26 protein-coding genes are annotated in these 25013 nt (G+C 65.1%); 18 read left to right on the top strand and 8 right to left on the bottom strand.

The features are described 5' to 3' along the window. The first annotated feature begins 66 nt into the window (after positions 1 to 66). The 5 genes from AC58EF_RS01470 to fdhD are packed head-to-tail and all read left to right on the top strand — an operon-like array spanning position 67 to position 6107. Positions 67 to 519: an NAD(P)H-dependent oxidoreductase subunit E gene (locus AC58EF_RS01470; protein WP_497273892.1), complete on the top strand. Its 453-nt coding sequence runs from the start codon at positions 67 to 69 to the stop codon at positions 517 to 519. Then, positions 516 to 2132 carry a formate dehydrogenase beta subunit gene (locus tag AC58EF_RS01475; protein ID WP_497273894.1) on the top strand — a complete coding sequence of 539 codons (1617 nt, stop codon included), beginning with the start codon at positions 516 to 518 and terminating at the stop codon, positions 2130 to 2132. The genes AC58EF_RS01470 and AC58EF_RS01475 overlap by 4 nt, the downstream gene beginning before the upstream one ends. Further along, positions 2129 to 4975 (top strand): formate dehydrogenase subunit alpha, encoded by a 2847-nt coding sequence (gene fdhF, locus AC58EF_RS01480; RefSeq protein ID WP_497273895.1) that lies wholly within the window; start codon positions 2129 to 2131, stop codon positions 4973 to 4975. The genes AC58EF_RS01475 and fdhF overlap by 4 nt, the downstream gene beginning before the upstream one ends. Positions 4976 to 4984: 9 nt before the next feature. Then, positions 4985 to 5290: a formate dehydrogenase subunit delta gene (locus AC58EF_RS01485; protein ID WP_497273897.1), complete on the top strand. Its 306-nt coding sequence runs from the start codon at positions 4985 to 4987 to the stop codon at positions 5288 to 5290. A 10-nt stretch (positions 5291 to 5300) separates the two neighbouring features. Next, complete coding sequence (fdhD, locus tag AC58EF_RS01490; RefSeq protein WP_497273899.1) at positions 5301 to 6107, top strand: formate dehydrogenase accessory sulfurtransferase FdhD; 807 nt, start codon at positions 5301 to 5303, stop codon at positions 6105 to 6107. A 99-nt stretch (positions 6108 to 6206) separates the two neighbouring features. Here fdhD and AC58EF_RS01495 read toward each other — a convergent pair whose 3' ends face one another. Next, the gene (locus AC58EF_RS01495) at positions 6207 to 6626 is read right to left on the bottom strand and encodes a GtrA family protein (protein ID WP_497273900.1); all 420 of its coding nucleotides are present in this window, start codon (positions 6624 to 6626) and stop codon (positions 6207 to 6209) included. 43 nt (positions 6627 to 6669) lie between these two features. Here AC58EF_RS01495 and AC58EF_RS01500 point away from each other — a divergent pair, with 43 nt between their 5' ends. Then, the gene (locus tag AC58EF_RS01500; protein WP_497273902.1) at positions 6670 to 8568 is read left to right on the top strand and encodes a hypothetical protein; all 1899 of its coding nucleotides are present in this window, start codon (positions 6670 to 6672) and stop codon (positions 8566 to 8568) included. Here AC58EF_RS01500 and AC58EF_RS01505 read toward each other — a convergent pair. Together AC58EF_RS01505 and AC58EF_RS01510 are read right to left on the bottom strand one after the other, a co-directional pair. Beyond that, positions 8530 to 8988: a nucleoside deaminase gene (locus AC58EF_RS01505; protein ID WP_497273904.1), complete on the bottom strand. Its 459-nt coding sequence runs from the start codon at positions 8986 to 8988 to the stop codon at positions 8530 to 8532. The genes AC58EF_RS01500 and AC58EF_RS01505 overlap by 39 nt on opposite strands. Positions 8989 to 9026: 38 nt before the next feature. After that, the gene (locus AC58EF_RS01510; RefSeq protein WP_497273906.1) at positions 9027 to 9248 is read right to left on the bottom strand and encodes a hypothetical protein; all 222 of its coding nucleotides are present in this window, start codon (positions 9246 to 9248) and stop codon (positions 9027 to 9029) included. 147 nt (positions 9249 to 9395) lie between these two features. On the opposite strand from AC58EF_RS01510, the gene rpmB reads away from it, so the two are divergent. Further along, positions 9396 to 9689 carry a 50S ribosomal protein L28 gene (gene rpmB, locus AC58EF_RS01515; RefSeq protein WP_009822595.1) on the top strand — a complete coding sequence of 98 codons (294 nt, stop codon included), beginning with the start codon at positions 9396 to 9398 and terminating at the stop codon, positions 9687 to 9689. A gap of 186 nt (positions 9690 to 9875) precedes the next feature. Here rpmB and AC58EF_RS01520 read toward each other — a convergent pair whose 3' ends face one another. After that, the gene (locus AC58EF_RS01520) at positions 9876 to 10871 is read right to left on the bottom strand and encodes an esterase-like activity of phytase family protein (RefSeq protein ID WP_497273908.1); all 996 of its coding nucleotides are present in this window, start codon (positions 10869 to 10871) and stop codon (positions 9876 to 9878) included. Between the two features lie 191 nt (positions 10872 to 11062). Between AC58EF_RS01520 and AC58EF_RS01525 the strand changes: the two genes are divergently transcribed. After that, the gene (locus AC58EF_RS01525; RefSeq protein ID WP_497273910.1) at positions 11063 to 11497 is read left to right on the top strand and encodes a hypothetical protein; all 435 of its coding nucleotides are present in this window, start codon (positions 11063 to 11065) and stop codon (positions 11495 to 11497) included. A 51-nt stretch (positions 11498 to 11548) separates the two neighbouring features. Here AC58EF_RS01525 and AC58EF_RS01530 read toward each other — a convergent pair whose 3' ends face one another. Next, positions 11549 to 11818, bottom strand: coding sequence for a hypothetical protein (locus AC58EF_RS01530; RefSeq protein ID WP_497273911.1), 270 nt, complete (start codon positions 11816 to 11818; stop codon positions 11549 to 11551). A gap of 75 nt (positions 11819 to 11893) precedes the next feature. Beyond that, on the bottom strand, positions 11894 to 12112 hold the full coding sequence (locus tag AC58EF_RS01535; RefSeq protein WP_497273912.1) for a circumsporozoite protein: 219 nt from the start codon (positions 12110 to 12112) through the stop codon (positions 11894 to 11896). A 214-nt stretch (positions 12113 to 12326) separates the two neighbouring features. Here AC58EF_RS01535 and AC58EF_RS01540 point away from each other — a divergent pair, with 214 nt between their 5' ends. The 9 genes from AC58EF_RS01540 (at position 12327) to AC58EF_RS01580 (ending at position 22123) form a co-directional block, all read left to right on the top strand. Continuing rightward, positions 12327 to 13298 (top strand): ArsR/SmtB family transcription factor, encoded by a 972-nt coding sequence (locus tag AC58EF_RS01540; RefSeq protein WP_497273914.1) that lies wholly within the window; start codon positions 12327 to 12329, stop codon positions 13296 to 13298. Continuing rightward, complete coding sequence (metF, locus tag AC58EF_RS01545) at positions 13295 to 14200, top strand: methylenetetrahydrofolate reductase (protein ID WP_497273916.1); 906 nt, start codon at positions 13295 to 13297, stop codon at positions 14198 to 14200. The genes AC58EF_RS01540 and metF overlap by 4 nt, the downstream gene beginning before the upstream one ends. Positions 14201 to 14293: 93 nt before the next feature. Continuing rightward, entirely contained in the window at positions 14294 to 15340 is a 1047-nt protein-coding gene (locus AC58EF_RS01550; protein ID WP_497273918.1) for a homocysteine S-methyltransferase family protein, read from the top strand. A 118-nt stretch (positions 15341 to 15458) separates the two neighbouring features. Next, positions 15459 to 18056, top strand: a complete 2598-nt coding sequence (gene metH / locus AC58EF_RS01555; RefSeq protein ID WP_497273920.1) for a methionine synthase — start codon at positions 15459 to 15461, stop codon at positions 18054 to 18056. A gap of 319 nt (positions 18057 to 18375) precedes the next feature. Then, positions 18376 to 18810 (top strand): DUF488 domain-containing protein, encoded by a 435-nt coding sequence (locus AC58EF_RS01560; protein WP_497274176.1) that lies wholly within the window; start codon positions 18376 to 18378, stop codon positions 18808 to 18810. Between the two features lie 179 nt (positions 18811 to 18989). Then, the gene (locus AC58EF_RS01565) at positions 18990 to 20021 is read left to right on the top strand and encodes a DUF2971 domain-containing protein (RefSeq protein ID WP_497273921.1); all 1032 of its coding nucleotides are present in this window, start codon (positions 18990 to 18992) and stop codon (positions 20019 to 20021) included. Positions 20022 to 20247: 226 nt separating this feature from the next. Then, positions 20248 to 20562 carry a LysR family transcriptional regulator gene (locus AC58EF_RS01570; protein ID WP_497273923.1) on the top strand — a complete coding sequence of 105 codons (315 nt, stop codon included), beginning with the start codon at positions 20248 to 20250 and terminating at the stop codon, positions 20560 to 20562. 301 nt (positions 20563 to 20863) lie between these two features. Beyond that, positions 20864 to 21802, top strand: a complete 939-nt coding sequence (locus AC58EF_RS01575) for a right-handed parallel beta-helix repeat-containing protein (protein WP_497273925.1) — start codon at positions 20864 to 20866, stop codon at positions 21800 to 21802. A 126-nt stretch (positions 21803 to 21928) separates the two neighbouring features. Continuing rightward, a complete protein-coding gene (locus tag AC58EF_RS01580) occupies positions 21929 to 22123 on the top strand; it encodes a hypothetical protein (RefSeq protein ID WP_497273927.1) in 195 nt (64 codons plus the stop codon). A gap of 110 nt (positions 22124 to 22233) precedes the next feature. Here the strand turns inward: AC58EF_RS01580 and AC58EF_RS01585 are convergent, their stop codons facing one another. Both AC58EF_RS01585 and AC58EF_RS01590 read right to left on the bottom strand, forming a co-directional pair. Then, a complete protein-coding gene (locus tag AC58EF_RS01585; RefSeq protein ID WP_497273928.1) occupies positions 22234 to 23253 on the bottom strand; it encodes a class 1 fructose-bisphosphatase in 1020 nt (339 codons plus the stop codon). Between the two features lie 195 nt (positions 23254 to 23448). Continuing rightward, positions 23449 to 23955: an Lrp/AsnC family transcriptional regulator gene (locus AC58EF_RS01590; protein WP_497273930.1), complete on the bottom strand. Its 507-nt coding sequence runs from the start codon at positions 23953 to 23955 to the stop codon at positions 23449 to 23451. 82 nt (positions 23956 to 24037) lie between these two features. On the opposite strand from AC58EF_RS01590, the gene AC58EF_RS01595 reads away from it, so the two are divergent. Beyond that, positions 24038 to 24997, top strand: coding sequence for a DMT family transporter (locus AC58EF_RS01595; protein WP_497273932.1), 960 nt, complete (start codon positions 24038 to 24040; stop codon positions 24995 to 24997). Positions 24998 to 25013 lie beyond the last annotated feature (16 nt).

Consider the following 25013-nt stretch of genomic DNA (forward strand, 5'->3'; position numbering starts at 1 on the left):
ATTTGACCCGATGGCGGTCCGCGCGCAGGATCATCGGCAAAATCGGCCGGAAAAGGCAGGGTAGTTATGGAAGAATTTATCGCCGGCTGGACCGCGCGCCATGGCGCGACGCGCGACCGGCTGTTGCCTCTGCTCCATGCGGTGCAGGAGGAGGCGGGATATATCGACGATGCGTGGGTAGCCATGATCGCGAAGGCGCTCAATCTCAGCCGCGCGGACGTGCATGGCGTCGTCACCTTCTACCATGATTTTCGCCGCGCCGCGCCGGGCCGCCATGTGGTGAAACTGTGCCGGGCGGAAAGCTGCCAGGCGCGCGGCGGTGCCGCGATCGAGGCGGCGGCGGCGCAGCGGCTGGGCGTGGCCATGGGTGAGACGCGGGCCGATGGGCAGGTCGCGCTGGAGCCGGTCTATTGCCTGGGCCTGTGCGCGATCGGTCCCAATGCTCTGGTCGACGGGCGGCCGGTGGCGCGGATCGACGCCGCCGCGCTGGAGCGGATCGCGCTGGAGGTGGCGGCATGAAAGTCTATGTCAGTCGCGACATGGCTTCGGTCGCGGTGGGCGCGGACGATGTGGCGCGCGCCTTTGCCGATGCGGGATGCGACGTGGTGCGCACCGGATCGCGCGGGCTGTTCAGTATCGAGCCGCTGGTCGAGGTGGAGACGGCGGAAGGCCGCATCGGCTTTGGTCCGATCGGGCCGCAGGATGTGGCGGCGGTGCTGGACGGCACCCATGCCGCGCGCTTGGGCAAAGTGGACGAACTGCCCTTCTTCGCCAGCCAGCAACGCTTCACTTTCGCACGTTGCGGCGTCATCGATCCGCTGAGCGTTGCCGATTATACGGCGCATGGCGGATGGACGGGGCTGGAGAAGGCGCGCGACCAATCGCCGCAGCGGGTGGTCGACATCGTCAGGGCATCGGGCCTGCGCGGGCGCGGCGGCGCGGGCTTTCCCACCGGAATCAAATGGCAGACGGTGCTCGATGCGCCGTCCGCCACCAAATTCATCGTCTGCAACGCCGATGAGGGCGACAGCGGCACCTTCGCCGACCGGATGCTTATGGAAGGCGATCCCTTCTGCCTGATCGAGGGGATGGCGATCGCCGCCCATGCCGTGGGCGCGGGCCATGGCTATATCTATATCCGCTCCGAATATCCCTATTGCATCGCCACCATGCGCGCGGCGATCGAGGCATCGGGGCATATCGTCGCGCCCTTCACGCTGGAGGTGCGGGAAGGCGCGGGCGCCTATGTCTGCGGCGAGGAGACCGCGTTGCTCGACAGTATCGAGGGCAAGCGCGGTCAGGTCCGCGCCAAGCCGCCGCTGCCCGCGCTGCAAGGCCTGTTCGGCCAGCCGACCGTCATCAACAATGTGCTGTCGCTGGCCGCCGTGCCCTTCATATTGACGGAGGGCGCGGAGACCTATGCGGCGGTCGGTTTCGGCCGGTCGCGTGGGACGATGCCGGTGCAGCTGGCGGGCAATGTGCGGCATGGCGGCCTCTACGAGATCGGTTTCGGCATAACATTGGGCGAACTGGTGAATGATATCGGCGGCGGCACGGCGAGCGGCCGGCCGGTGCGCGCGGTGCAGGTGGGCGGGCCGCTGGGCGCCTATTTCCCGCCGAGCATGTTCCATCTGCCCTTCGACTATGAAGCCTTCACCCAGGCCGGAGGACTCATCGGCCATGCCGGGATCACCGTCTTCGACGACAGTGTCGACATGGCGCATATGGCGCGCTTCGCGATGGAATTCTGCGCGGCGGAAAGCTGCGGCAAATGCACGCCCTGTCGGATCGGATCGACGCGCGGGGTGGAGATCATGGACCTGATCGTCGCGGCGCGGGATAACGCAATTTCCGTTCGCCCTGAGCCTGTCGAAGGGCTTTCCTTCTCTTCGACAGGCTCCGCCCGAACGGAGGCGGGCTATCTGGGCAAGGCGCTCTACTCCCGCGCGCCCGACCGGCTCGACGTGTCGATCGAAGCGCAGATCAGCCTGCTGCGCGACCTCGCCGACACGATGAAATATGGCTCGCTCTGCGCGCTGGGCGGCTTCACCCCCTATCCGGTGCTGAGCGCGCTTGACCATTTTCCCGAGGATTTCGGCGCAACTGCGCCCATCAAGGAGGCCGCGGAATGAGCTTCGCCCGCGAAACCGATCACGGCACGCCGGCCGCATTGGCGACCGGCAAGAGCGTCACCCTGACCATCGACGGCCAGAGCGTCACCCTGCCAGAAGGCACCAGCATCCTGCGCGCCGCATCGCTGCTGGGCGGCTCCATCCCCAAACTCTGCGCCACCGACAGCGTCGAGAGCTTCGGCTCCTGCCGCCTCTGCCTGGTCGAGGTGGAGGGGCGGAGCGGCTATCCCGCCTCCTGCACCACGCCGGTGGCGGAGGGCATGGTCGTGCGCACCCAGACCGAGCGGCTGAAACAGCTGCGCCGCGGGGTGATGGAGCTGTATATCTCCGACCATCCGCTCGACTGCCTGACCTGCGCCGCGAACGGGGACTGCGAATTGCAGGAACAGGCCGGCGCCGTGGGCCTGCGCGACGTGCGCTACGGCTATGACGGCGCGACCAATATGGGGCAGGCGAAGGACCAGTCGAACCCCTATTTCGACTTCGATCCCAGCAAGTGCATCGTCTGTTCGCGCTGCGTGCGCGCCTGCGAGGAGGTGCAGGGAACTTTTGCCCTCACCATCGAGAATAAGGGCTTCGAATCGAAGGTCGCGCCGTCGCAGGGCGAGGATTTTCTCGGCTCCGAATGCGTGTCCTGCGGCGCCTGCGTGCAGGCCTGCCCGACCGCCAGCCTGATCGAGAAGAAGGTGGTGGAGACGGGCACGCCCGATCGCGCCATCGTCACCACCTGCGCCTATTGCGGCGTCGGCTGCACCTTCCGCGCGGAAATGCGGGGCGAGGAACTGGTGCGCATGGTGCCGTGGAAGGAGGGCAAGGCCAATCGCGGCCATAGCTGCGTCAAGGGCCGCTTCGCCTGGGGCTATGCCCAGCATCAGGACCGTATCCTCAACCCCATGATCCGCGCATCGGTGGACCAGCCGTGGCGGGAGGTATCGTGGGAGGAGGCGATCACCCACACCGCCAGCGAATTCCGCCGCATCCAGGCCCAATATGGCGCGCGCAGCATCGGTGGCATCACCTCCAGCCGCTGCACCAATGAGGAAACCTTCCTCGTCCAGAAGCTGATCCGGCAGGGCTTCGGCAATAACAATGTCGATACCTGCGCGCGCGTCTGCCACTCGCCCACCGGCTATGGCCTCAAGACCACCTTCGGCACATCGGCGGGCACGCAGGATTTCGACAGTGTGATGCAGTCGGACGTGATCCTCGTCATCGGCGCCAATCCCACCGACGGGCATCCGGTGTTCGCCAGCCGCATGAAGAAGCGCCTGAGGCAGGGCGCCAAGCTGATCGTCATCGATCCGCGCCGCACCGATCTGGTGAAATCTCCGCATGTGGAGGCGGAGCATCATCTGCCGCTGCGCCCCGGCACCAATGTCGCGATGCTGACCGCGCTGGCCCATGTGGTCGTGACCGAGAAGCTCTATGATGAGGCCTTCATCCGCGAACGCTGCGACTGGGACGAGTTCATGGACTGGGCGGCGTTCGTGTCCGAACCGGCGCGCTCGCCCGAAGCGATCGAGCCGCTGACCGGCGTAAGGGCGCAGGATGTGCGCGCCGCCGCCCGGCTATACGCCACCGGCGGCAATGCGGCCATCTATTACGGTCTGGGCGTCACCGAACATAGCCAGGGCAGCTCGACCGTCATGGCGATCGCCAATCTCGCCATGGCGACCGGCAATGTCGGGCGCGAAGGCGTGGGCGTGAACCCGCTGCGGGGCCAGAACAACGTCCAGGGCGCCTGCGACATGGGCAGTTTCCCGCATGAATTTTCCGGCTATCGCCATGTGTCGGACGACGCCACCCGCACCCTGTTCGAGCGGGCATGGGGCGTGACGCTGGACCGCGAGCCGGGCCTGCGCATCCCCAACATGCTCGACGCCGCGACCGACGGCAGTTTCAAGGGCATCTTCATCCAGGGCGAGGATATTCTGCAGTCCGATCCCAACACCCATCATGTCGCCGCGGGCCTCGCCGCGATGGAATGCGTGGTGGTGCAGGATCTGTTCCTCAACGAAACCGCCAATTACGCCCATATCTTCCTGCCCGGATCGACCTTCCTGGAAAAGGACGGCACCTTCACCAATGCCGAGCGGCGCATCCAGCGCGTGCGCAAGGTGATGGCCCCGCTGAACGGTTACGCCGACTGGGAGATCGTCCAACTGGTCGCCAACGCCATGGGCCTCGACTGGACCTACGACCATCCCGCTCAGATCATGGACGAAATCGCGGCGCTCACCCCGACCTTCGCGGGCGTTCATTATGACCGGCTGGAGGCGGAAGGGTCGCTGCAATGGCCGGCCAACGATGCCGCGCCCGACGGCACGCCGACCATGCACATCGACGGCTTCGTGCGCGGCAAGGGCAAGTTCGTCGTCACCGACTATGTCCCGACCGACGAAAAGACCGGGCCGCGCTTCCCGCTGCTGCTGACCACTGGCCGCATCCTCAGCCATTATAATGTCGGCGCCCAGACGCGGCGCACCGCCAACACCGCCTGGCACCCGGAGGACCGGCTGGAAATCCATCCCAGCGACGCGGAAAATCGCGGCCTCAAGGATGGCGACTGGGTGACGTTGCGCAGCCGGGCGGGGGAGACGACCTTGCGCGCGCTTATCACCGAGCGGGTCGCGCCGGGCGTGGTCTACACCACCTTCCACCACCCGGAAACACAGGCCAATGTCATCACCACCGACTATTCGGACTGGGCCACAAACTGTCCCGAATATAAGGTGACGGCGGTGCAGGTGTCTGCCAGCAACGGCCCCAGCGACTGGCAGCGTGACTATGCCGCGCAGGCGCGGAACAGCCGCCGCATTGCCCGGCTCGAAGCGGCGGAATAGGATGGCTGCATGAACGACGACACCCATGTCATGTCCACCACCGACCGGCTGGTCTATATGGCGCATCAGATCGCGCGCAACCTGGCCTCGATGGGCGAGGAGCGGGCGGTCGTGGCGGTGGCCGATCATCTCGCCAGCTTCTGGGACCCGCGCATGAAGGCGCAGATCATCGCGATCGCCCGCGACCAGCCCGATCGCCTCACGCCGCTGGTGGCGGCCTCCGTCGCGCTGCTGGCCGACGGCGCGCCCGCGCACCAGACCGGCGCGACCCGGTTCAACGCGGTGGATGAGGCGGGGCATTGCGACGCTGGTTGAACGCTCCCCCATGACCAACCCGGAGAATGAGGACGCCGCGCCGCTCGCCAGCCTGTCGTTCGATCGGTTGACGCCCGACGGCGCGACGCAGCCGGTCGACCGCCCGCTGGCCGAGGAGGTGCCGATTGCGATCGAATATAATGGCATCGGCTATGCGGTGCTGATGGCGACGCCGGCCGATATCGGCGACCTGGTGCTGGGCTTTGCGCTGGCCGAACGCCTGACCGGACCGGCAGATGCGCCCTTCGACGTCGATGTCCATCGCACCGCGCAGGGCATCGTCGCGCGGGCTACCCTGCCGCCCGAGCGGACCGAGGCGCTGCTGGCGCGGGTGCGGCATCGGGCGACCGACAGTAGCTGCGGCCTGTGCGGCATCGAAAATCTGGAACAGGCGATCCGGCCGCTGCCCCGCGTCACGGCGACCTCGGGGGCGGATCGCGCCGCGATCTTTCGCGCGCTGGCGGCGCTGGGCGATCACCAGCCGTTGAATGAAGCGACGGGCGCCGCGCACGCCGCCGCGCTTGTGGGCGCGGACGGCGCGATCCGGCTGGCGCGCGAGGATGTCGGGCGGCACAACGCCTTCGACAAGCTGATCGGCGCGATGGCGCGAACGGACGCGGGCTGGGATGGCGGCTTCGCGCTGCTCTCCTCGCGCTGCTCCTATGAGCTGGTGGAAAAGGCGGTGCTGGCGAACTGTCCGCTGCTCGTCACCATCTCCGCGCCGACCCGACTGGCGGCGGAACGGGCGGCCGAAGCGGGATTGTCCCTGGTGGTGCTGGCGCGACGCGACGCCCTGCTGGCGCGCGATCCGGGGTAAAGCCACCGCCGTTCGCTTCGAGCGCAGTCGAGAAGCGCCTGCTCTAACCGTGTCTCGACGTCGCTCGACACGAACGGGACTTGGTTTGCCCGACTCGTATCAACGAAACACCCACTTCCTGTTCAGCACGAACACCACCGCCGGCGTGACGAAGACCATGGCGGGGATGGGCGACCATTCCGGCCAGCGCATATGGGTGACGCAGAGCCACACCCACAGCGCATTGAGCGCATAGCTGACCAGCGACGCCGCGACGAACTTAGCGCCGCGCGTGGCATGGCCCTGTTCGCCCTGCCCATGGCCGCGAAAGGTGAAGGCGCTGTGGGTGACATAGCCGACGCAGACCGCCGCGCCATAGCCGATCAGATTGGCGATCTGCACATGCAGTCCGGCCAGCGCGGCAAGGCTCCAGTAGATCGCCGCCTGACAGGCGGTGACGAACAGGCCGGTCAGGCCATAGCGGACGATTTGCCAGAACAGCGCCCGATGATCGGGCGACAGGCGGGAGAGGATTTTCATATGGCCCCGTTGCGCTTTGATGCGGAGCGTCTAATCGACGCCCATGACCTTGCATAGCGGCGAAACCCTGCGCGATCGTGCCGGCCGATGGGCGGCCCTGCTGTCCGTCCATGCGGCGCGACACTGGAAATGGCTCACCTTCCTGATCTGGATCGTGATCGCGGTGTCGATGATCGTGTCGCGCTGGGCGGCCGTCCACTGGCTGGTGCTCAGCGATACCGACGACAATATCCGCTATGTGCAGGTGAAGGACTGGTTGGCGGGGCAGGGCTGGTATGATCTGCGCCAATATCGGCTCGATCCGCCGGGCGGGGCGAACATCCACTGGTCGCGCCTCGTCGACATTCCGATCGCCGGGCTGATCCTCTTCTTCCGCGCCTTCGTCGATCAGGGGCTGGCCGATCGCCTCGCCTGCGCCATCGCGCCGCTGCTGCCCCTGTTGCTGCTGATGCTCAGCCTGGGCTTCATCGGCCGGCGGCTGGCGGGGCCGAATGGCTGGTTCCTGGCCATATTGGCGCCGCTCGCGGCGCAGATGGGCCTTGGCATGTATGCGCCGATGCGCATCGACCATCATGGCTGGCAGCTTGCGCTGGCGCTGACCATGCTGGCGGGCGTGATCGACGGCAACCGCCTGCGCGGCGGGGTGATGGCCGGGGTGAGCAGCGCGCTCTCCATCGCGATCGGCATGGAGATGATCGTTTATCTGGCGGCGGGCGGGGGCCTGATCGCGCTGCGCTGGGTGTTCCGGCCGGGCGCGGAGCGGCGGATGCTGCCCTATGCGCTGAGCCTCGCGGGCGCGACCTCGCTCCTCTACCTGCTCTTCGCCAGCTACGCCAACCGGGCCATGGTCTGCGACGCGCTCTCGCCCATCTGGGTGTCGGTGTTCGGCGCGGCGGGCGCGGGCATGGTGATCCTCTCGCTGGCGCCCCTGCGCGGCTGGCCGGCGCGGCTCGCGGCGGGCGCGGTCGTGGGCGGGGCGGTGGCGCTCTTCTTCTGGCTCAACTGGCCGCAATGCCTCAGCCCCTATCAGATTTCGCCCGAGTTGCAGCGGCTCTGGCTCGCCAATATCCGCGAAGCCAAGCCCATCACCGTGCAGGCGCAGAGCCTGGTCGTGCCGCTGCTGGCGGTCCCGGCGGCCGGCCTCATCGGCCTGCTCTGGGCGCTGTGGGATTCGCGGCGCGACAGCGAACGGCTCTGGGCCTGGGCGACGGTCGGGCTGATGATGCTCTTTTCGACCGCCCTGCTCTTCTGGCAGCTGCGCGCGGGACCGGCGGCGCAATTGCTGGCGATCCCGCCCGCCGCCTGGGCCGCGCACCGGCTGGTCGTGGCGGTGCTGACCGGCACGCGCCGGGTGCGGATCGCGGCGGGGGCGGGCGTCGCGCTGCTCGCGGCGATCGCCTGCGCTTATCCGCTCTATCCGCAGGTGGTGAAATTCTATCAGGACGCGACCGGCGACAAGCCCAAGCCATGGCGTCCTTCGGCCGTCGCGCGGACCGAGGCGATCAAGAAGGCCAATGGCCGCTGCCGCACGCTGCCGGCGCTGGAATTGCTGAACCAGCTTCCGCCTGCAACCATCTTCACCATGGTCGACCTGGGACCGCGCATCCTGGCGACGACCCATCACAGCGCGCTCGCCGGTCCCTATCATCGCAACGGCGCGACGATCCTCGACATCCATCACGCCTTTGACGGCCCGGCGAGCGGCTTCCGCGCGATCGCCGCGAAGCATCATGCGACCTATTTGCTGATCTGCCCCAATTTCCCCGAAGGGACCATCTACCAGTCGCGCAGCCCGCGCGGCTTCTATGCCGGCCTGATGCGGGGCGAGCGGCCCGACTGGCTGGCGCCGGTGACGCTCAAGACAGCGATGACCATGCCCTATCAGGTCTACCGGATTCTCTATTCAGCGCCGGACGACAAAAAAACCGCGCAGCAGCGCTGAGGCTTCGGCCTCGGCGATGCCGCCATAGACCTCCGGCCGGTGCAGGCATTGCGGCTGGGTGAAGAGGCGCGGTCCCTGTTCGATCGCGCCACCCTTGGGGTCGGCCGCGGCATAATAGAGCCGCGCGATCCGGGCATGGGAGATGGCACCCGCGCACATCGGGCAGGGTTCCAACGTGACCCACAGGTCGCAGCCGGTCAGGCGGAAGTCGCCCAGATGCACCGCCGCCGCGCGCATCGCCACGATTTCGGCATGGGCAGTCGGATCATTGTCGCGCCGGTTGCGATTCTCGCCCTCGCCGATGATGGCGCCATCCTTCGTCACCACCGCGCCGATCGGCACTTCGCCCGCCGCCTGCGCCGCACGGGCAAGGTCGAGCGCGCGGCGCATCGGCGCGGGCAGGGGAAAGGGTGGAGCCATGCCCCGCCGTTACAGGATCATGGCATCCGACGAAAGGATCAGGGCTTCTTCACGTCCACCGTGGGCACATCGACCGTTTCCTTGCGGCTGCCGACCTCGACCTTCGCCACGTTCGCCTCATATTTGGGCAGCGCGCCTTCCTTCACCGCAATTTCGGGCAGGCGGCCCTCCTGCGTCTTCTGCACGTCGATGAAGCCGGTGGCGATGCCGCCGGCCAGGACGAGCAGGATGATGAGCAGCAATCCACCAATGATTCGCATGTCCGCCTCCTTTGGGCTAGTTGGCCTTTCAACGCGCGGGATTGCCAAGGGTTGCGATCCCGCCTTGCTTCGGCTTGACGGGGACAGGGAATCCCGTTATCGGCGCGGCTTTCCGAACGAACCCGAATTTTCAAAGGTTGATTGACTATGTCGCGCATTTGCGAGCTGACCGGTAAGGGTCGCCAGGTGGGTCACAATGTTTCCCACGCCAATAACAAGACCAAGCGTGTGTTCCTGCCCAACCTGCAGAACGTCTCGCTGATCTCCGAAGCGCTGGAAACCACCGTGAAGCTGCGCGTGTCGACCCATGGTCTGCGCTCGGTCGAACATAATGGCGGCCTGGACAACTGGCTGGTCAAGACCAGCGATGACAAGCTGTCGCTGAAGGCGCGCCGCCTGAAGCGCGACATCGTCAAGAAGAAGGCGGCCGCTGCGGCCTGATTCGCTTCGATTCGTTTCGGTATAAGGAGCGGCCCCTCACTGGGCCGCTTTTTTGCGTGTGCGTCGTTCGTTTATGGACTGAGGGGACGGTTTCGGGGTGGCTTGCAGCCCGGCCGCTTTTTCATCCTCCGCTTGCAGGGGAGGATTTTAGATCCGCTCGTGGCCGCGACCCGACCATCCCTTTCCTCACTCCACGCCGTCGGGCAATTCGAATTTCAGCAGCAGCGTGCGCTGGAAGAATTCATGATTGTCGTCCGACACGACCCAGAGGATCGGCCGCCCTCTTGCGCGCGTTACCGCCATCCCCTCGAAATTGTCCGCCAGCAACGGCGGCGCGAGCCGGGCCAGGGTTCGCGCCTCCAATAGCGCGCCCGGTTCCAGACGCTCCGGCAGGTCGACGATGGCGATCGTCGCGGTGAAGAGTTCCTGCAAGGTCAGACGGCGGTTCAGCACCAGCAGATGCCGCGCGTCCAGCGCCACCGCATCGGTCGGGCGATAGCCTTGTGGCGGGGCATAGCGAAGATGAATGGGATTGGCCGTGCCATGGTCGGCCGGGTCGCCCGGAAACAGCAGCACCTCATGCCGGCCATCGGGCGTCATGCCCATTTCCCCGATCGCCAGAAAGCGGCCGTCGGGCAGGCGCGCGAGCGATTCGATCGATCCGGTTTCGGGCCAGGCGAACATCTCGGGCCAGATCCGGCAGCCCTCGACATGGGCGAAGCTGGGGGAGTAGCGGCAAATGGCCTGCTGCAATTCGAACCCCACCCAATAGCGGTCGGTTTCGGGGTCATGGGTCAGCGATTCGGAATCCCAGGCCCACCAGGGGCGATGGCGGTCCTGCGGGCGCACCGGCAGCGGCGCGATGAAGGGGCGCCGCCGCGCTTCGCTCTCCCCGACGTGGAAGCCCATCAATATGCCGGAATCGCTGAGGCCCAGAATGTCGCCCGACGGGGAGGCAAGCAGCGCGGAAATGCCGCCGAACCCGGCGTTGCGGCTCCGCAATTCCCAGCCGCCCAGATAGGCGAGGTCGCCGGCGCGGCGCAGCGTGGGATCGCCGGCGCTCAGCGCCAGGGGCCGGGCCGTGACCAGAAGCGCGCCGGGATGGACGATTTCCGGCTTGCTTGGGGGCGGAGCTGGCAGCAGCAGGATGGCGAGCGCCAGCACGATCAGGATTCGCGTCATCGCGAATGGCCATAGGGGATTATCCGGCAGGACGCAGCAAAGCAGTGCCGAACCGTTTTCAGGTGAACGGCGGCTGACAGCCCTATTCAGGACCCGCTCAAGGCGAATCACTCATAAGGACGTCAATCAATGGCGAATCCCGTCCTTTCGGATCTTCGCCCATGATGATGGCTTTATGAAGGAGCACCGCCATGAAGATGAAGTTTCTGGTGAACATGGGAGCCGCTCTGGCGATGGGCGTTGCTTCCTTGGCCGTGACCGCGACGCCGGCCATGGCCCGCGACCATTATCGCGGCTATGATCGCGGCGATCATTATCGCGGCTATCGTGGTGATCGCGGCTGGCGCGGGGATCGTGGCTATCGCGGCGACTATTATCGCGGCTATCGCGGCGACCGTTACTATCGCAACAACTATTATCGCGGCGACCGCTATTATCGCGGCGGCTATCGCTGCCGGGACAATGGCACGGGCGGCACCATCATCGGCGCGATTGCCGGTGGCCTGCTCGGCAATGAGGTCGGCAGGGGTTCGGGCCGCTATGGCCGTGGCGATGGCACCACGGGCGCCATCATCGGCGCCGGTGTGGGCGCGCTGGCCGGCCGCGCGATCGACCGCAACTGCTAATATTGAAACGTCGATCACCAAAGGAGGGCCGTTCCGAAAGGGGCGGCCCTTTTATCGTGCGTCCGCCTCATTCGCGGTCATCGTCGGCGCAATGCGCCCACGGTCCGCGGCCGCAGCCGTCCTTGCTGCGGGATTCAAGCCCTCCTGCGCGTCTTGCGCCGTGCCGGTCCGGGCGTCGAGCGTCGCGGCCGCTTCATTCAGGGCGCGCGCCTCGCCCGCGCTGACACCGCCCACGCCATCGTCCGATCCCGACCCGCAGCCGGCCAGGCCGAACAGGGCGGGGGCCAGCAGGACCGGCAGGATCGCCAGACGAGCAGCCATGCCTTTTCTCCCAATGAAAAAGGGTCGCGCCGTTGCCGGTGCGACCCTTTTCCGAAATCTTCCCGTAAACGGGACTTACATCGCGTTCGCGACGTTGTTGGTCGCGTTCGACGCGGCGTTCGCAGCGTTGTCGGCGGCGTTCAGCGCGGCGTTCATGGCGTTGTCGGCAGCGTTCGAAGCGTTCTCGGCAGCGTTGGCGGCATTGTTCGCGGCGTTTTCAGTGTGACCGCCCTGGCAGGCGGCGAGGCCGAGCGAAGCGGCGAGAACGAGCGAAAGAGCAATCGACTTGGTCATGGGCAACAACCCCTCTCTGAGAAAAAAAGATGCAGACCACTCTCGGAGAAAAGCTCACCCCCCATTGCGTCTGCGCCGCGATTCGTAATGCTTTGGAAAGAGCAAGGCAATCCCAATCATGCAAATGCGGGCGGTTACGCTACTCCCTATGCCTCTGCGGCGGCGGAAATGAGGAGCATTGACGCATATAAAGATTTCTTTATATGATCGCGTCATGCTGTCCGCCCTCGACATTTTTCGTGCTTTGGGAGACCCGACGCGGCTGCGGATCGTCCATCTGCTGCGGGCGATGGAACTGGCCGTGGGCGAGATCGCGCAGGTCGTGGGGCAGAGCCAGCCGCGCGTGTCGCGCCACGTCCGCATCCTGGCGGAGGCCGGGCTGGTCGAGCGGCGCAAGGAAGGCAACTGGGTCTTTCTGCGGTTGGGCCGGAGCGTGGAAGTCGCGCCCTTTCTCGACCTGTTCGACCGGCTGACGCCATCGGACGGCGAGAAATTATGGCAGGCGGCGGACCTTGCCCGGCTGGCGGCCGTGCGCGCCGATCGCGCCAGCGCGGCCGAGGCCTATTTCGCCGAACATGCGGAGGAATGGGACGCGATCCGCTCCCTCCATGTGCCCGAGGCGCAGGTGGAGACGGCGATGCGTATGCTGCTCGCGCGCGAGCCGATCGGCCATCTGCTCGACATCGGCACCGGCACGGGGCGGATGATCGAATTGTTCGGCGCCGCCGCCGATCAGGTGACGGCGCTCGACCGCAGTCCCGACATGCTGCGGCTGGCCCGCGCCAAGCTGCCGCAGGATGCCGGCGACAAATATGCGTTGCTGCTCGGCGATTTCCTGGACCTGCCGCTGGCGCCGGGCAGCGCCGATACGGTCGTGCTGCATCAGGTGCTCCATTATGCGCAGGCGCCCGAGGCGGTGATCGCCGAAGCCGCGCGGGTGACGACTGCCAATGGCCGGGTGCTGATCGCCGATTTCGCGGCGCATGAACGGGAAGAGCTGCGGTCGCGCGACCAACATGCGCGCCTGGGCTTTGCCGATGAACAGATTTCACGCTGGTTCGCGGATGCGGGCCTGGACCTGGAACAGGTGGAAACGCTGCCCGGCCAGGAACTGACGGTGCAACTCTGGCTGGGACGGCGCAAGGGCGCGCGTATCCTGCGACATGAAGGACGGATTTCCGCATGACCCTCAATGATCCCGCCGCACCGCTCTATGCGGATCTGGCCGGCGACTGCCATGTCAGCTTCGAATTTTTCCCGCCCAAGACGGAGAAGATGGAAGCGCAGCTCTGGTCCGCGATCGAGACGCTGACGCCGCTGGCGCCCAAATTCGTCTCCGTCACCTATGGCGCGGGCGGCTCCACGCGCGAGCGCACCCATAATACGGTCGCCCGGATCGCGCAGGAAACGCCGCTGGCCGCCGCCGCGCACCTGACCTGCGTTGCGGCGAGCAAGGACGAGATCGCCGAGATCGCCGATGCCTATTGGGACGCGGGCGTGCGCCATATCGTCGCGCTGCGCGGCGATCCGCCCGAAGCCGGCGGACGGTTCGAACCGCATCCCCAGGGTTATAGCGGCGCGGCCGATCTGGTCGAAGGGCTGATGAAGCGCCATCCGTTCGAGATTTCGGTGTCCGCCTATCCCGAGGTCCATCCCGAAGCCGCGAGCGCCGACAGCGATCTCGACAATCTCAAGCGCAAGCTGGACGCCGGGGCGACCCGCGCCATCACCCAATTCTTCTTCTCGCCCGAAACCTATTTCCGCTTCCTCGACAAGACGGCGGCCGCGGGGATCAGCGCGGACATCGTGCCGGGCATCATGCCGGTCAGCAATTTCGCCGCGACCCAGCGCATGGCCGCCATGTGCAATACCGATGTGCCGGCCTGGATGGCGCGCCTGTTCGAGGGGCTGGACGATCATCCGTCCGCGCGTCAGTTGGTTTCGGCGACGATCGCGGCCGAACTGTGCCGCAAACTCTATGAAGGCGGCGTGCGCGACTTTCATTTCTACACGCTCAACCGGGCGGAACATAGCTATGCGATCTGCCACCTTCTGGGTTTGAGGCCCAAGGTCATGGCGGACGCCTGATACGGACTAACTCCCTCCGTTCGGTTCGAGCTTGTCGAGAACCGTCGCGCGAGGGTTCTCGACAGGCTCGAACCGAACGGGGAGAGGGAATTTATGACCGCCGAAGACCAATTGCGTAAACTTGCCGCCGAAAAGATCCTGATCTTCGACGGCGGCTATGGCACGTCGATCCAGAAACATGGCCTGACCGAAGCCGATTATCGCGGCGACCTGAATCTGGAAAAAGACCAGAAGGGCAATAACGACCTGCTCTGCCTGACCCGGCCGGACATCGTCGAGGGCATTCACACGGCCTATCTCGACAATGGCGCCGACATGATCGAGACGAACACGTTCAGCTCGACCAAGATCGCCATGGCGGACTATGGCTGCGAGCATCTGGTGTGGGACATCAACATCGCCGCCGCGAAACTGGCCCACGCCGCCTGCGAGAAGGCGACGGCGAAGGACGGCCGCCCGCGCTTCGTCTGCGGCTCGATCGGCCCGACCAACAAGACGCTCTCCATCTCGCCCGATGTCAACGACCCCGCCTATCGCGAAGTGGATTATGACACGCTCAAGGCCGACTATCGTGAACAGTGCGACGCGCTGATCGCGGGCGGGGTGGACTTCCTGCTGGTCGAAACCTGCTTCGACACGCTGAACGCCAAGGCGGCGGGCATGGCCGCGCGTGAGGCGGAGGCAGCGGCGGGCCGCCCGGTACCGCTGATGCTCAGCTTCACCATCACCGATATGTCGGGTCGCAACCTCTCGGGCCACACGATCAACGCCTTCTGGTATTCGCTGCGGCACCTGAAGCCGCTGACCATCGGCGTGAACTGCGCCTTCGGGGCGGACCTGCTGCGCCCCTATCTGGCCGAACTGTCGAAAAATGCCGACACGCTGATCCTGGCCTATCCCAATGCGGGCCTGCCCAACGAACTCGGCCAATATGACGAGCTGCCGGAAACGACCGCGAGCCTGATCCGCCAGTGGGTGGACGAAGGGCTGGTGAACATGGTCGGCGGCTGCTGCGGCACCACCCCCGCCCATATCGGCGCGGTGGCGAAGGCGCTCGACGGCCACAAGCCGCGCGTGGTGCCCGACTTGCCCGTAGTGACTCGCCTCGCCGGCCTCGAACCGATGCACATCGCGGCGTAAGATATAAATCTGTCATTCCCGCGAAGGCGGGAATCCATCTCCGGCCCTCGCCTCTGGTGCTAAGGTGGGAGATGGATCCCCGCCTTCGCGGGGATGACGAAAGGAAGAGAAGCAGGGAATGACCCAGACCACCGCCACCTTCGTCAATATCGGCGAGCGCACCAACGTCACTGGCTCGGCCAAGTTCAAGAAGCTGATCATGGCGGGCGACTATGCCGCGGCCATCGACATCGCGCGCGAGCAGGTGGAGAATGGCGCGCAGATCGTCGACGTGAACATGGACGAAGGCCTGCTCGACGCGGTCGAGGCGATGACCACCTTCCTCAAGCTCATGACCTCGGAACCGGACATCAGTCGCGTCCCCGTCATGATCGACAGCTCCAAGTGGGAAGTGATCGAAGCCGGCCTCAAATGCGTCAGCGGCAAGCCGGTGGTGAACTCGATCAGCATGAAGGAGGGCGAGGAGGCTTTCCTCCACCACGCCCGCCTCTGCATGGCCTATGGCGCGGCCGTGGTCGTCATGGCCTTCGACGAGACGGGGCAGGCTGACACCCAGGCCCGCAAGGTCGAGATTTGCGAGCGCGCCTACAAGCTGCTGATGACCATCGGCTTCCCGCCCGAGGACATCATCTTCGACCCCAATATCTTCGCCGTCGCCACCGGCATCGAGGAGCATAACAACTACGGCGTCGACTTCATCGAGGCGTGCAAGGAGATCAAGAAGCGCTGCCCCCACGTCCATATCTCGGGCGGCCTGTCGAACTTCTCCTTCTCCTTCCGCGGCAACGAACCCGTCCGCCGCGCGATGCACAGCGTCTTCCTCTACCACGCCATCCCCGCCGGCCTCGACATGGCGATCGTCAACGCCGGCCAGCTCGACGTCTATGATGCGATCGACCCCGCGCTGCGCCAGGCGTGCGAGGATGTGCTGCTGAACAGCGACGCGCAAGCGGGCGACCGCCTCGTCGAACTGGCGGAAAGCTACAAGGGCAAGGACGCCGCGTCGGAAAAGGCGGCGCAGGAATGGCGCGGCTGGCCGGTCGCCAAGCGGCTGGAACATGCCCTCGTGAAGGGCATCGACATGTATGTGGTCGAGGATACGGAGGAATGCCGCCTCGCCGCCGCCAGGCCGATCGAGGTGATCGAAGGCCCGCTTATGGATGGCATGAACGTCGTCGGCGACCTGTTCGGCGCGGGCAAGATGTTCCTGCCCCAGGTCGTCAAGTCCGCCCGCGTCATGAAGAAGGCGGTCGCCCACCTCCTCCCCTATATCGAGGCCGCCAAGGAGCCCGGCGCCAAGGGCAAGGGCAAGATCATCATGGCCACCGTCAAGGGCGACGTCCATGATATCGGCAAGAATATCGTCGGCGTCGTGCTCCAGTGCAACGGCTTCGAGGTGATCGACATGGGCGTGATGGTCCCCTGGCAGGACATCATCAAGGCCGCGAACGAGAATGACGCCGACATGATCGGCCTGTCCGGCCTCATCACCCCCTCGCTGGACGAGATGGTGACGGTGGCGCAGGAAATGCAGCGCGCGCAGATGACCATGCCGCTCCTCATCGGCGGCGCCACCACGTCGAAGGTCCACACCGCCCTGCGCATCGACCCCGCCTTCACCGGCCCGGTCGTCCATGTGCTCGACGCCAGCCGCGCCGTCGGCGTCGCCACCGCGCTCGTCTCCGAAACGCAGAAGGCCGATTTCGTCAGCAAGACCAAGGACGATTATGAGCATGTCCGCAAGGCGCGCGAGGGCAAGGGCCAGAGCCAGCTGCTCAGCATCGAGGATGCCCGTGCGAACGCCTTCGAAATCGACGAAAGCCTCAAAGCGCCGCGTCCGCTGCTGCCCGGCGTCCATCGCTTCCCCGACTGGGACTTGAAGGATCTGGTCCACTATATCGACTGGACGCCCTTCTTCCGCGCCTGGGAACTGGCGGGCAATTATCCCGCCATCCTGGAGGACAAGATAGTCGGCGAAAGCGCGACCAGCCTGTTCGCCGACGCGCAGAAGATGCTCGACCGGATCGTCAATGAAAAATGGCTGACCGCGCGCGGCGTCGCGGGCCTGTGGCCCTGCCGGCGGGAGGGCGACGACATCGTCGTCCATGTCGAGGATGAAAAGCATTATCGCCTCCCCATGCTGCGCCAGCAGATCGCCAAGCGCGAAGGACGGGCCAATATGTGCCTCGCCGATTTCATCAGCCCGAACGGCGACTGGATGGGCGGTTTCGCGGTGTCGATCCACGGCATCGAACCGCATCTCGCCCGCTTCAAGAACGCCATCGACGATTATTCGGACATCCTGTTGAAGGCGCTGGCCGACCGCCTGGCCGAAGCCTTCGCCGAGCGGCTCCACCATTATGTCCGCACCGCGCTCTGGGGCTATGCGGAAGGGGAGCAGCTCACCAATGAAGCGCTGATCAGGGAGCAGTATCGCGGCATCCGCCCCGCGCCCGGCTATCCCGCCTGCCCGGAACATAGCCTGAAGCCCATCCTGTTCGACATGCTCGACGCCCATCACGCCACCGGCGCGACGCTGACCGAAAGCTTCGCCATGCTGCCGACGGCGGCGGTCAGCGGCTTTTATTTCGGCCATGCCCAGGCCGAATATTTCGGCGTCGCCCGCGTCGGCCGCGACCAGCTCGAAGACTATGCCCAGCGCCGCGGCATCGACCTGGACACGGCGGAACGCTATCTGCGGCCCAATCTGGACTGATCCCTCTTTACGCCCCTCCCTTCCAGGGAGAGGCAGCGAGACTTAGGTCCGCAGAGCGGGCCTTAGTCGCAGCGGGGTGGGTGGCGAGCGTAGCGAGCCTTGGATATGGTCCGGGTCATTACATTCGTTCGCTGCGAGCGAGGTCGAAACCCCTCCCTCCGTTAGCGCCGCGCTCCCTGTAGGCGGAATGACGTCATAGTGCATCGTCATTGCGAGCGCAGCGAAGCAATCCACGGGAGCGACTTTGGATTGCGTCGCTGCGCTCGCAATGACGAGACAGGCGATTGGCGTTCCGCCCTCCAGGCCCTATCTTGGTCGGATGAAGATCTTCACCATCGGCTATGAAGGCGCGACGCAGGCGGACCTGATCGCGACGCTCCAGCGCGCCGGCGTGCGCCTCCTCGCCGACGTGCGCGCGGTGCCGCTGTCGCGGCGGCCGGGTTTCTCGAAGAACATCCTCGCCGCCGGCCTCAAGGAGGCGGGGATCGCCTATGTCGGCCTCAAGGCGCTGGGCACGCCTGCCGAAGGGCGGGAGGCCGCGCGCAAGGGCCATCACGCCCGCCTCGCCGAAATCTATGCCCGCCAGCTCGACCTGCCCGAAGCGATCGTGCAGGCGGAGCAATTGAAGGACATGGCGGCAGAGATCCCCACGGCCCTGCTCTGCTTCGAACGCGACCCCTCCGGTTGCCACCGCTCGCTGCTGCTGGACGCGGTGCTGCCGGAGGCGGAGCGGGTGGATTTGTTTGTGGGGTAGGGGAGATGGCCGGTAACGGACTGGCAGCTCACCCCACATGAGGTTTGTATAGCTGCCGTTCGTCCGAAACAGCCCATGATGGAAACGCGCTCCCCCGCCCGGTCTCCAGATCGTTCGTTCGAGATGGTTGCAGAAGCCGCAAAGCTGAATACATCTCCAGCATAGCTGGGGGAAGAGATATGGCTGAAGACGAAATCATTGCGCTGCTGACCGAGGTCATATTCGCTGACGGCGCGGCGATCATTGAGCATGCCAAGCAGAATCACCGGAAATTTGTTCACTACACATCAGCGGAAGCGGCTCTTTCGATCATAACCAAGAAAGAAGTCTGGCTGAGAAATAGCTCAGCAATGAACGACTATTCCGAAATTGGTTATGGTGAAATGCTGTTCCGCAATGTTTTTCATTCTGATTCTGACGCGACGAGAATGTCTCGTAGCGTCCTCGATTCCATTAATCCGGGCCTGCACGATAGACTGGCGCAGTTCTTTGAGCAGCGCGCTGCCCAACGTAGGCATTTTACTTACCTGATTTCTGTCTCCGAGCACGGCCCCCACGAGGTGAAACCGGGCATGATCCCTAACCAAGGCGAAGAAAAATATGGTCGTCTGTCAATGTGGCGCGCTTACGGGCGGGATCGCGTCGGCGTGGCAATGGTGTTCAATTCGCAGGCGCTCATGGCTCCGTCCAATGTCATTGGCGCCTACACGAATCCTGTCGCCTATGTTGAGCAAGGCGACTTCAATCATCTTTATTGCTCCATACTGCTGCGGGCGGAGCGACATGCAGAAGCCTTGAAGCAATTGCCCGACGGCTGGTTTGAGCAAAATCTACAGCGGTTTATCGACAATGCGGCCTTGGCGCTGAAACATCCCGGTTTCAGCGAGGAGCGCGAATGGCGAATTACCTATAGCGCCAATCCTGATGCCGAGCATATCAGCGACGAAATTTTCAACGCTGAAAGCCGGGTAAAGCGGGAGTTCGTTTGCACAAATGGCTTGCCGCAGAGGATTTATAAAATCCCGCTCAAGGATTATCCCGAAGAAGGATTCGTTGGTGCCGAACTCAATTCACTGGTGGAAAAAATTATTATCGGACCATCGCAATATCCGGTCATGGTCGCCGACGCGATCATTATGGCGCTGAGAAACGCGGGTGTCGAGAATCCTGAGCAGCGAATTGCTATCTCGAATATTCCTCTGAGAACCTAGATCGTGAGTTGCGGCGATAACTTTCATGCAGTTAGCCGGAGGGGTCATGTCCTGTTTTCGTCGTGAGCGGACACCGGTATGAAATATGAACGAAAGACGGATTTCGGTCATCTGGAGCGGCATGCCAGATGACCGAAAATGGCGCTATCTGTCACTTCGCTCCCCAATCTCCCCCAAAATCCTATTCCTCTTCCAAAATAGGATTTCCTCTGATCTACCCTCAAAGATGGACCAGCCCCACACCCCCAATCCGCCCGCGCCCGCCGCGCCGCTCCCCACCAACCCCGCCCGCTGGACGCCCGACAAGCAGCGCCTTTTCCTCACCACCCTGCTCGCGACCGGCAATGTCACGCAGGCGGCGCGGGCCGCGGGCATGTCGCCGGCCAGCGCGCATCGGCTGCGGCGGCGGCTGGCGGGGACGCCGTTCGACCGGACATGGACCAATGCGCTCGCGCTCCATGCCCAAAGCCTCGCCGATCCCTTCGCCGCCGATCCGGCCCGACCCCCTGTCCAACCCGTGACCCGACAGGCGCGTCGCTGATGCGCGGGTGGCGCGTCAGTGTGACCCGGATGGCGCGCCGCTGTGACCCGACCGGCGCGTCGGCATGACCCGGGGAGCGCGTCGCGGGCGCGTCGGCGGCGCATCGGCCGCGATTTCGCTCGCTGGAAAACAGCAGCGACGCTGTGAACTTCGGAGGGATGACCCGATTATGACCCTGCCGACCCTCCGGCCCGGCCCCGCCATCAACCTTCAAAGGCGCACCTGTCCCATAGCGGGGCAGCGCCGGATCGACTCCATTCATGCCTTGGTCGCGCAACCTGCGCGGCCTATCGTCCGCGCCATGCGCATCCTTTCCACCAGCCTCCTCGTCTCCGCCGCGATCGCCTCGACGGCGCTCGCGCAAGGGGCGCCCGCCGCCTTCACCGTCGTCGAATCGGGCCGCGCCTTCGGCTCGCTGGCCGACGCCATCGCCGCGATCGGCGACGGGCGCGGCACGGTCATCGTCGCGCCGGGCACTTATCATCAATGCGCGGTGCAGCAGGGCGGGGACGTCACCATCCGCGCCGCGACGCCGGGCACGGCGATCTTCGACGGCGTGCCGTGCGAGGGCAAGGCGGCGCTGGTCCTGCGCGGCCGGTCGAGCACGGTCGAGGGGATCATCTTCCAGAATATCCGCGTGCCCGACGGCAATGGCGCGGGCATCCGCCTCGAAAGCGGCAATCTTTCGGTCAGCAACAGCCTGTTCCGCAACAGCGAGGAAGGCATCCTCACCGGCGACTATGCCGGCGGGCAGGTGGCGATCGACAAGTCGACCTTCCGCAAGCTCGGCCGCTGCGACCGCGACCTCGATTGTGCGCACGGCATCTATATCGGCCGGCTCGCCAGCCTTTCCGTCACCAACAGCCGTTTCGACCAGGGCGATGGCGGCCATTATCTCAAGACCCGCACCGCGCGCGTCACCATCACCGGCAACAGCTTCGACGACAGCGGCGGCCACCTCACAAATTACATGATCGACCTCAGCAACGGGGCGAGCGGGGTGATCCGCGGCAATGAGATGGTGCAGGGCAAGGACAAGGATAACTGGTCCGCCTTCATCACCGTCGCGCCGGAAGGCCGCGAGCAGGACAGCGCCGGGCTGGTGATCGAGGGCAACAGGGCGGGCTTCGTGCCGGGTGTGGCGCGGGGGTCGACCTTCGTCGCCAACTTCACCGACGATCCGGTGCGCATCGGCGCGAACGAACTGGCGCCCAGCATGAAGGTCAAGGACAGGCGTTAGATTATGATGATCTCACATTGATCCACCCGTCATTGCTTCGCTTCGCTCGCAATGACGATTCTGACTGATGTCATCCGGCTATAGAGGGGCGCTGACTTGGCCGGGCGAAGATGGTAGGGAAGGGGGATGCGAACCACCTATGACAGCGCGACCGTCCGCCTCTACCATCTGGGCGACGACGGGGCGGCCATGACCATCATGTATGGCCCTTTGAGCGAGGCGCTCCACGTCGCCGAACAGCAGCCCGCCGAAGTGCAGGACGGGCTGTTCCTGGCGACCGACAATGACGTGGTCGCCTATCTCGACCTGATCGAGGGATAGGGGAAGAAGCGAACGGTCTGTCAAAATCTCCGTTCGCTTCGAGCGAAGTCGAGAAGCGGATAGAGCGCGCTTCTCGTTTCTCGACATGCTCGAAACGAACGGGAATTAAATCAGGCCGCGACCTGTTCCTCCCGGCCATAGGCGACCACCGCCTCGACTTCGGCCTTGTCGCCCAGCACCACGCCGACCCGCTGGTGCAGCCCTTTGGCCGCCACGTCCATGATCGGAATGAAGCCGTCGCTCGCCGCGCCGCCGGCCTGTTCGATCAGGAAGCTCATCGGATTGGCTTCGTACATCAGCCGCAATTTCGCCTTGCCGGGGGTGCGATGATCATAGGGATACATGAAGATGCCGCCGCGCTTCAGGATGCGATGCACGTCCGCCACCATGGATGCGGTCCAGCGCATGTTGTAATCCGCGCCGCACGGCCCGGCCGCGCCAAGGACGCGCTCGTCGACATAACGGGTGATGGCCGGCGACCATTGGCGGCGATTGGACATGTTGATGGCGAACTCGCACTTGCCCTGCGGCATCTTCATGTCCGGGTCGGTCATGACCCACATGCCGACTTCGCGGTCGAGCGTGAATTCATAGACGCCGGTGCCGACGCTCAGCACCAGGATCGTCTGCGGGCCGTAGATGGCGTAACCGGCGGCGACTTGGCTACGGCCGTCCTGGAGGAAATCCTCCTCCGTCACGTCGCGTCCGGCGCAGCCCTCGGGGGCCTTGAGCACCGAGAAGATGGTGCCGACCGACAGATCGACGTCGATGTTGCTGGACCCGTCGATCGGGTCGAACAGCATCAGATATTCGCCCTTGGGGTAGCGGTTGGGGATGGGATAGATGGTCTCCATCTCCTCCGACGCCATCGCGGCGAGGTGGCCGCCCCACTCATTGGCGTCGAGCAGCAGTTCGTTGGCGATGACGTCCAGCTTCTTCTGCACCTCGCCCTGCACATTCTCGCTGTCCAGGCTGCCCAGCACTTCGCCCAGCGCCCCCTTGCCGACCGAATGGCTGATGGTCTTGCAGGCGCGGGCGACGGTTTCGATCAGCAGGCGAAGCTCGCCGGGCAGGGCGTTGGCCGTGCGCTGCTGTTCGATCAGGAAGCGGGTGAGGGTGGTGCGAGCCATGAGACGCCTTTCGCGAAAGGGACGGAAGATCGCGGCCGGGGCCGGATTCGGAAAAAGGATGACGCATCATCGCTAGGGGAGAGCCAGGCCCTAGTCCAGCGGGCCGCGACGTCCCGAGTATATGCTAGCGCTGTCATGTTACAAAGCATGTATGGCGGAACCTGGCGTCGCGCGCGCGCCTCCCGCCCGCCCTTTTCACGGAATGACCAGTTCCATTCCCGCCTTCACCCGGTTGAGCGCCAGATAGCTGTGATAGCTCGCCACGGACTCATTCTCGGCGAAGAGGCGGCGGGTGGTGGCTTCGTAGCTGCGCATGTCGGGCGCGACGATCAGCATGATGAAGCTGCGGCCGCCGGTGACATAATAGCATTGCTGCACGTCGGGATCGTCGCGGAACAATTTCTTTGCCCGGTCGACCGTCGTCGCCTTCTCGTCCACCAGATTGACCTCGACGATCGAAGTGACGCCCAGGCCCACGGCATCGGGATCGACGATCGCGACGTTGCGCGCGATGACGCCGCTCTTCTCCATTGCCGCGATGCGGCGCTGGACCGCGGCGGTCGACAGGTTCACCGCCTCGGCAATGGCGCGCTGGGGTGTGCGGTTGTCGCGCTGGAGGATTCGCAGGATCGCTTTGTCGAACGCGTCGAGCAGGCGAGGAGATGAACCATGATCCGGCATGTCCGCGAGTAATTGTTGCATTCATCCCCGCAATCAAGAGCGCATTTCCCGTATGTGCGATGATATTGCCCGTCGACCAGGCTAATCGGGAAGGCGGCAGGCGATGGACAGGGGATCGAACGGCGCCACGCTGGCGGGCATATTGTTCGGCGCGGGCGCGGGCGCGCTCTGGGGGCTGGTGTTCCTGGCGCCCGAAGTGGTGCGCGGTTTCAGCCCGCTGGAGCAGGCGGTCGGCCGCTATCTGGCCTATGGCGCCATGTCGGCGCTTTTGATCGCGCCGCGCTGGCGGACGCTCGCGGCGCTGATGACGCCGCGCATCCTGTGGGCGCTCGCCTGGCTCGCGCTGGCCGGCAACCTCTTTTACTATGTGTTGCTGGCGAGCGCGGTGCAGATGGGCGGGATCGCCATGACGTCGCTGGTGGTCGGCTTTCTGCCCGTGGCGGTGACGATCGTGGGCAGCCGTCAGGCGGGCGCAGTGCCGCTGCGCCTGCTGGCGCCGTCGCTGCTGCTGTGCATGGCGGGCGCGCTCTGCATCGGCTGGCAGGCCGTGGCGATGCCCGGATCGGGGTCTGTCATGACGCGGCTGGCGGGCTTTGTTTGCGCGGTCGGGGCGCTGATCTCCTGGACCCTCTTCGCCATCGGCAATAATCACTGGCTGCGGCGGATGGGCGACATGCGCGCGCAGGACTGGAATTTCCTGATCGGCCTGGCGACGGGAGTGCAGGCGCTGCTGTTCCTGCCGGTTGTTTTCCTGCTGGGCATGGGCCAGCATGACGGAGCCGCCTGGAGCCGCTTTGCGGGCGTGACGATCGGCATCGCGCTGCTGGCCTCGATCGTCGGCAATGCGCTGTGGAATCGGATGAGCCGGCTGCTCCCGCTGACCATGGTCGGGCAGATGATCCTGTTCGAAACCGGCTTTGCGCTGATCTACGGCTTTCTGTGGGAACGGCGGTTGCCGACCCCGCTGGAAGGCTTGGCCTTCGTGCTGGTCGTGTCGAGTGTCGTCACCTGCATCGCCGCGCATCGCCGGCCGGTGGCGGCGGACGCGACGGTCGCGGCCTGATTGCGACCTTTCCCCC

The sequence above is a fragment of the Sphingobium sp. WR1 genome (assembly GCF_059693745.1).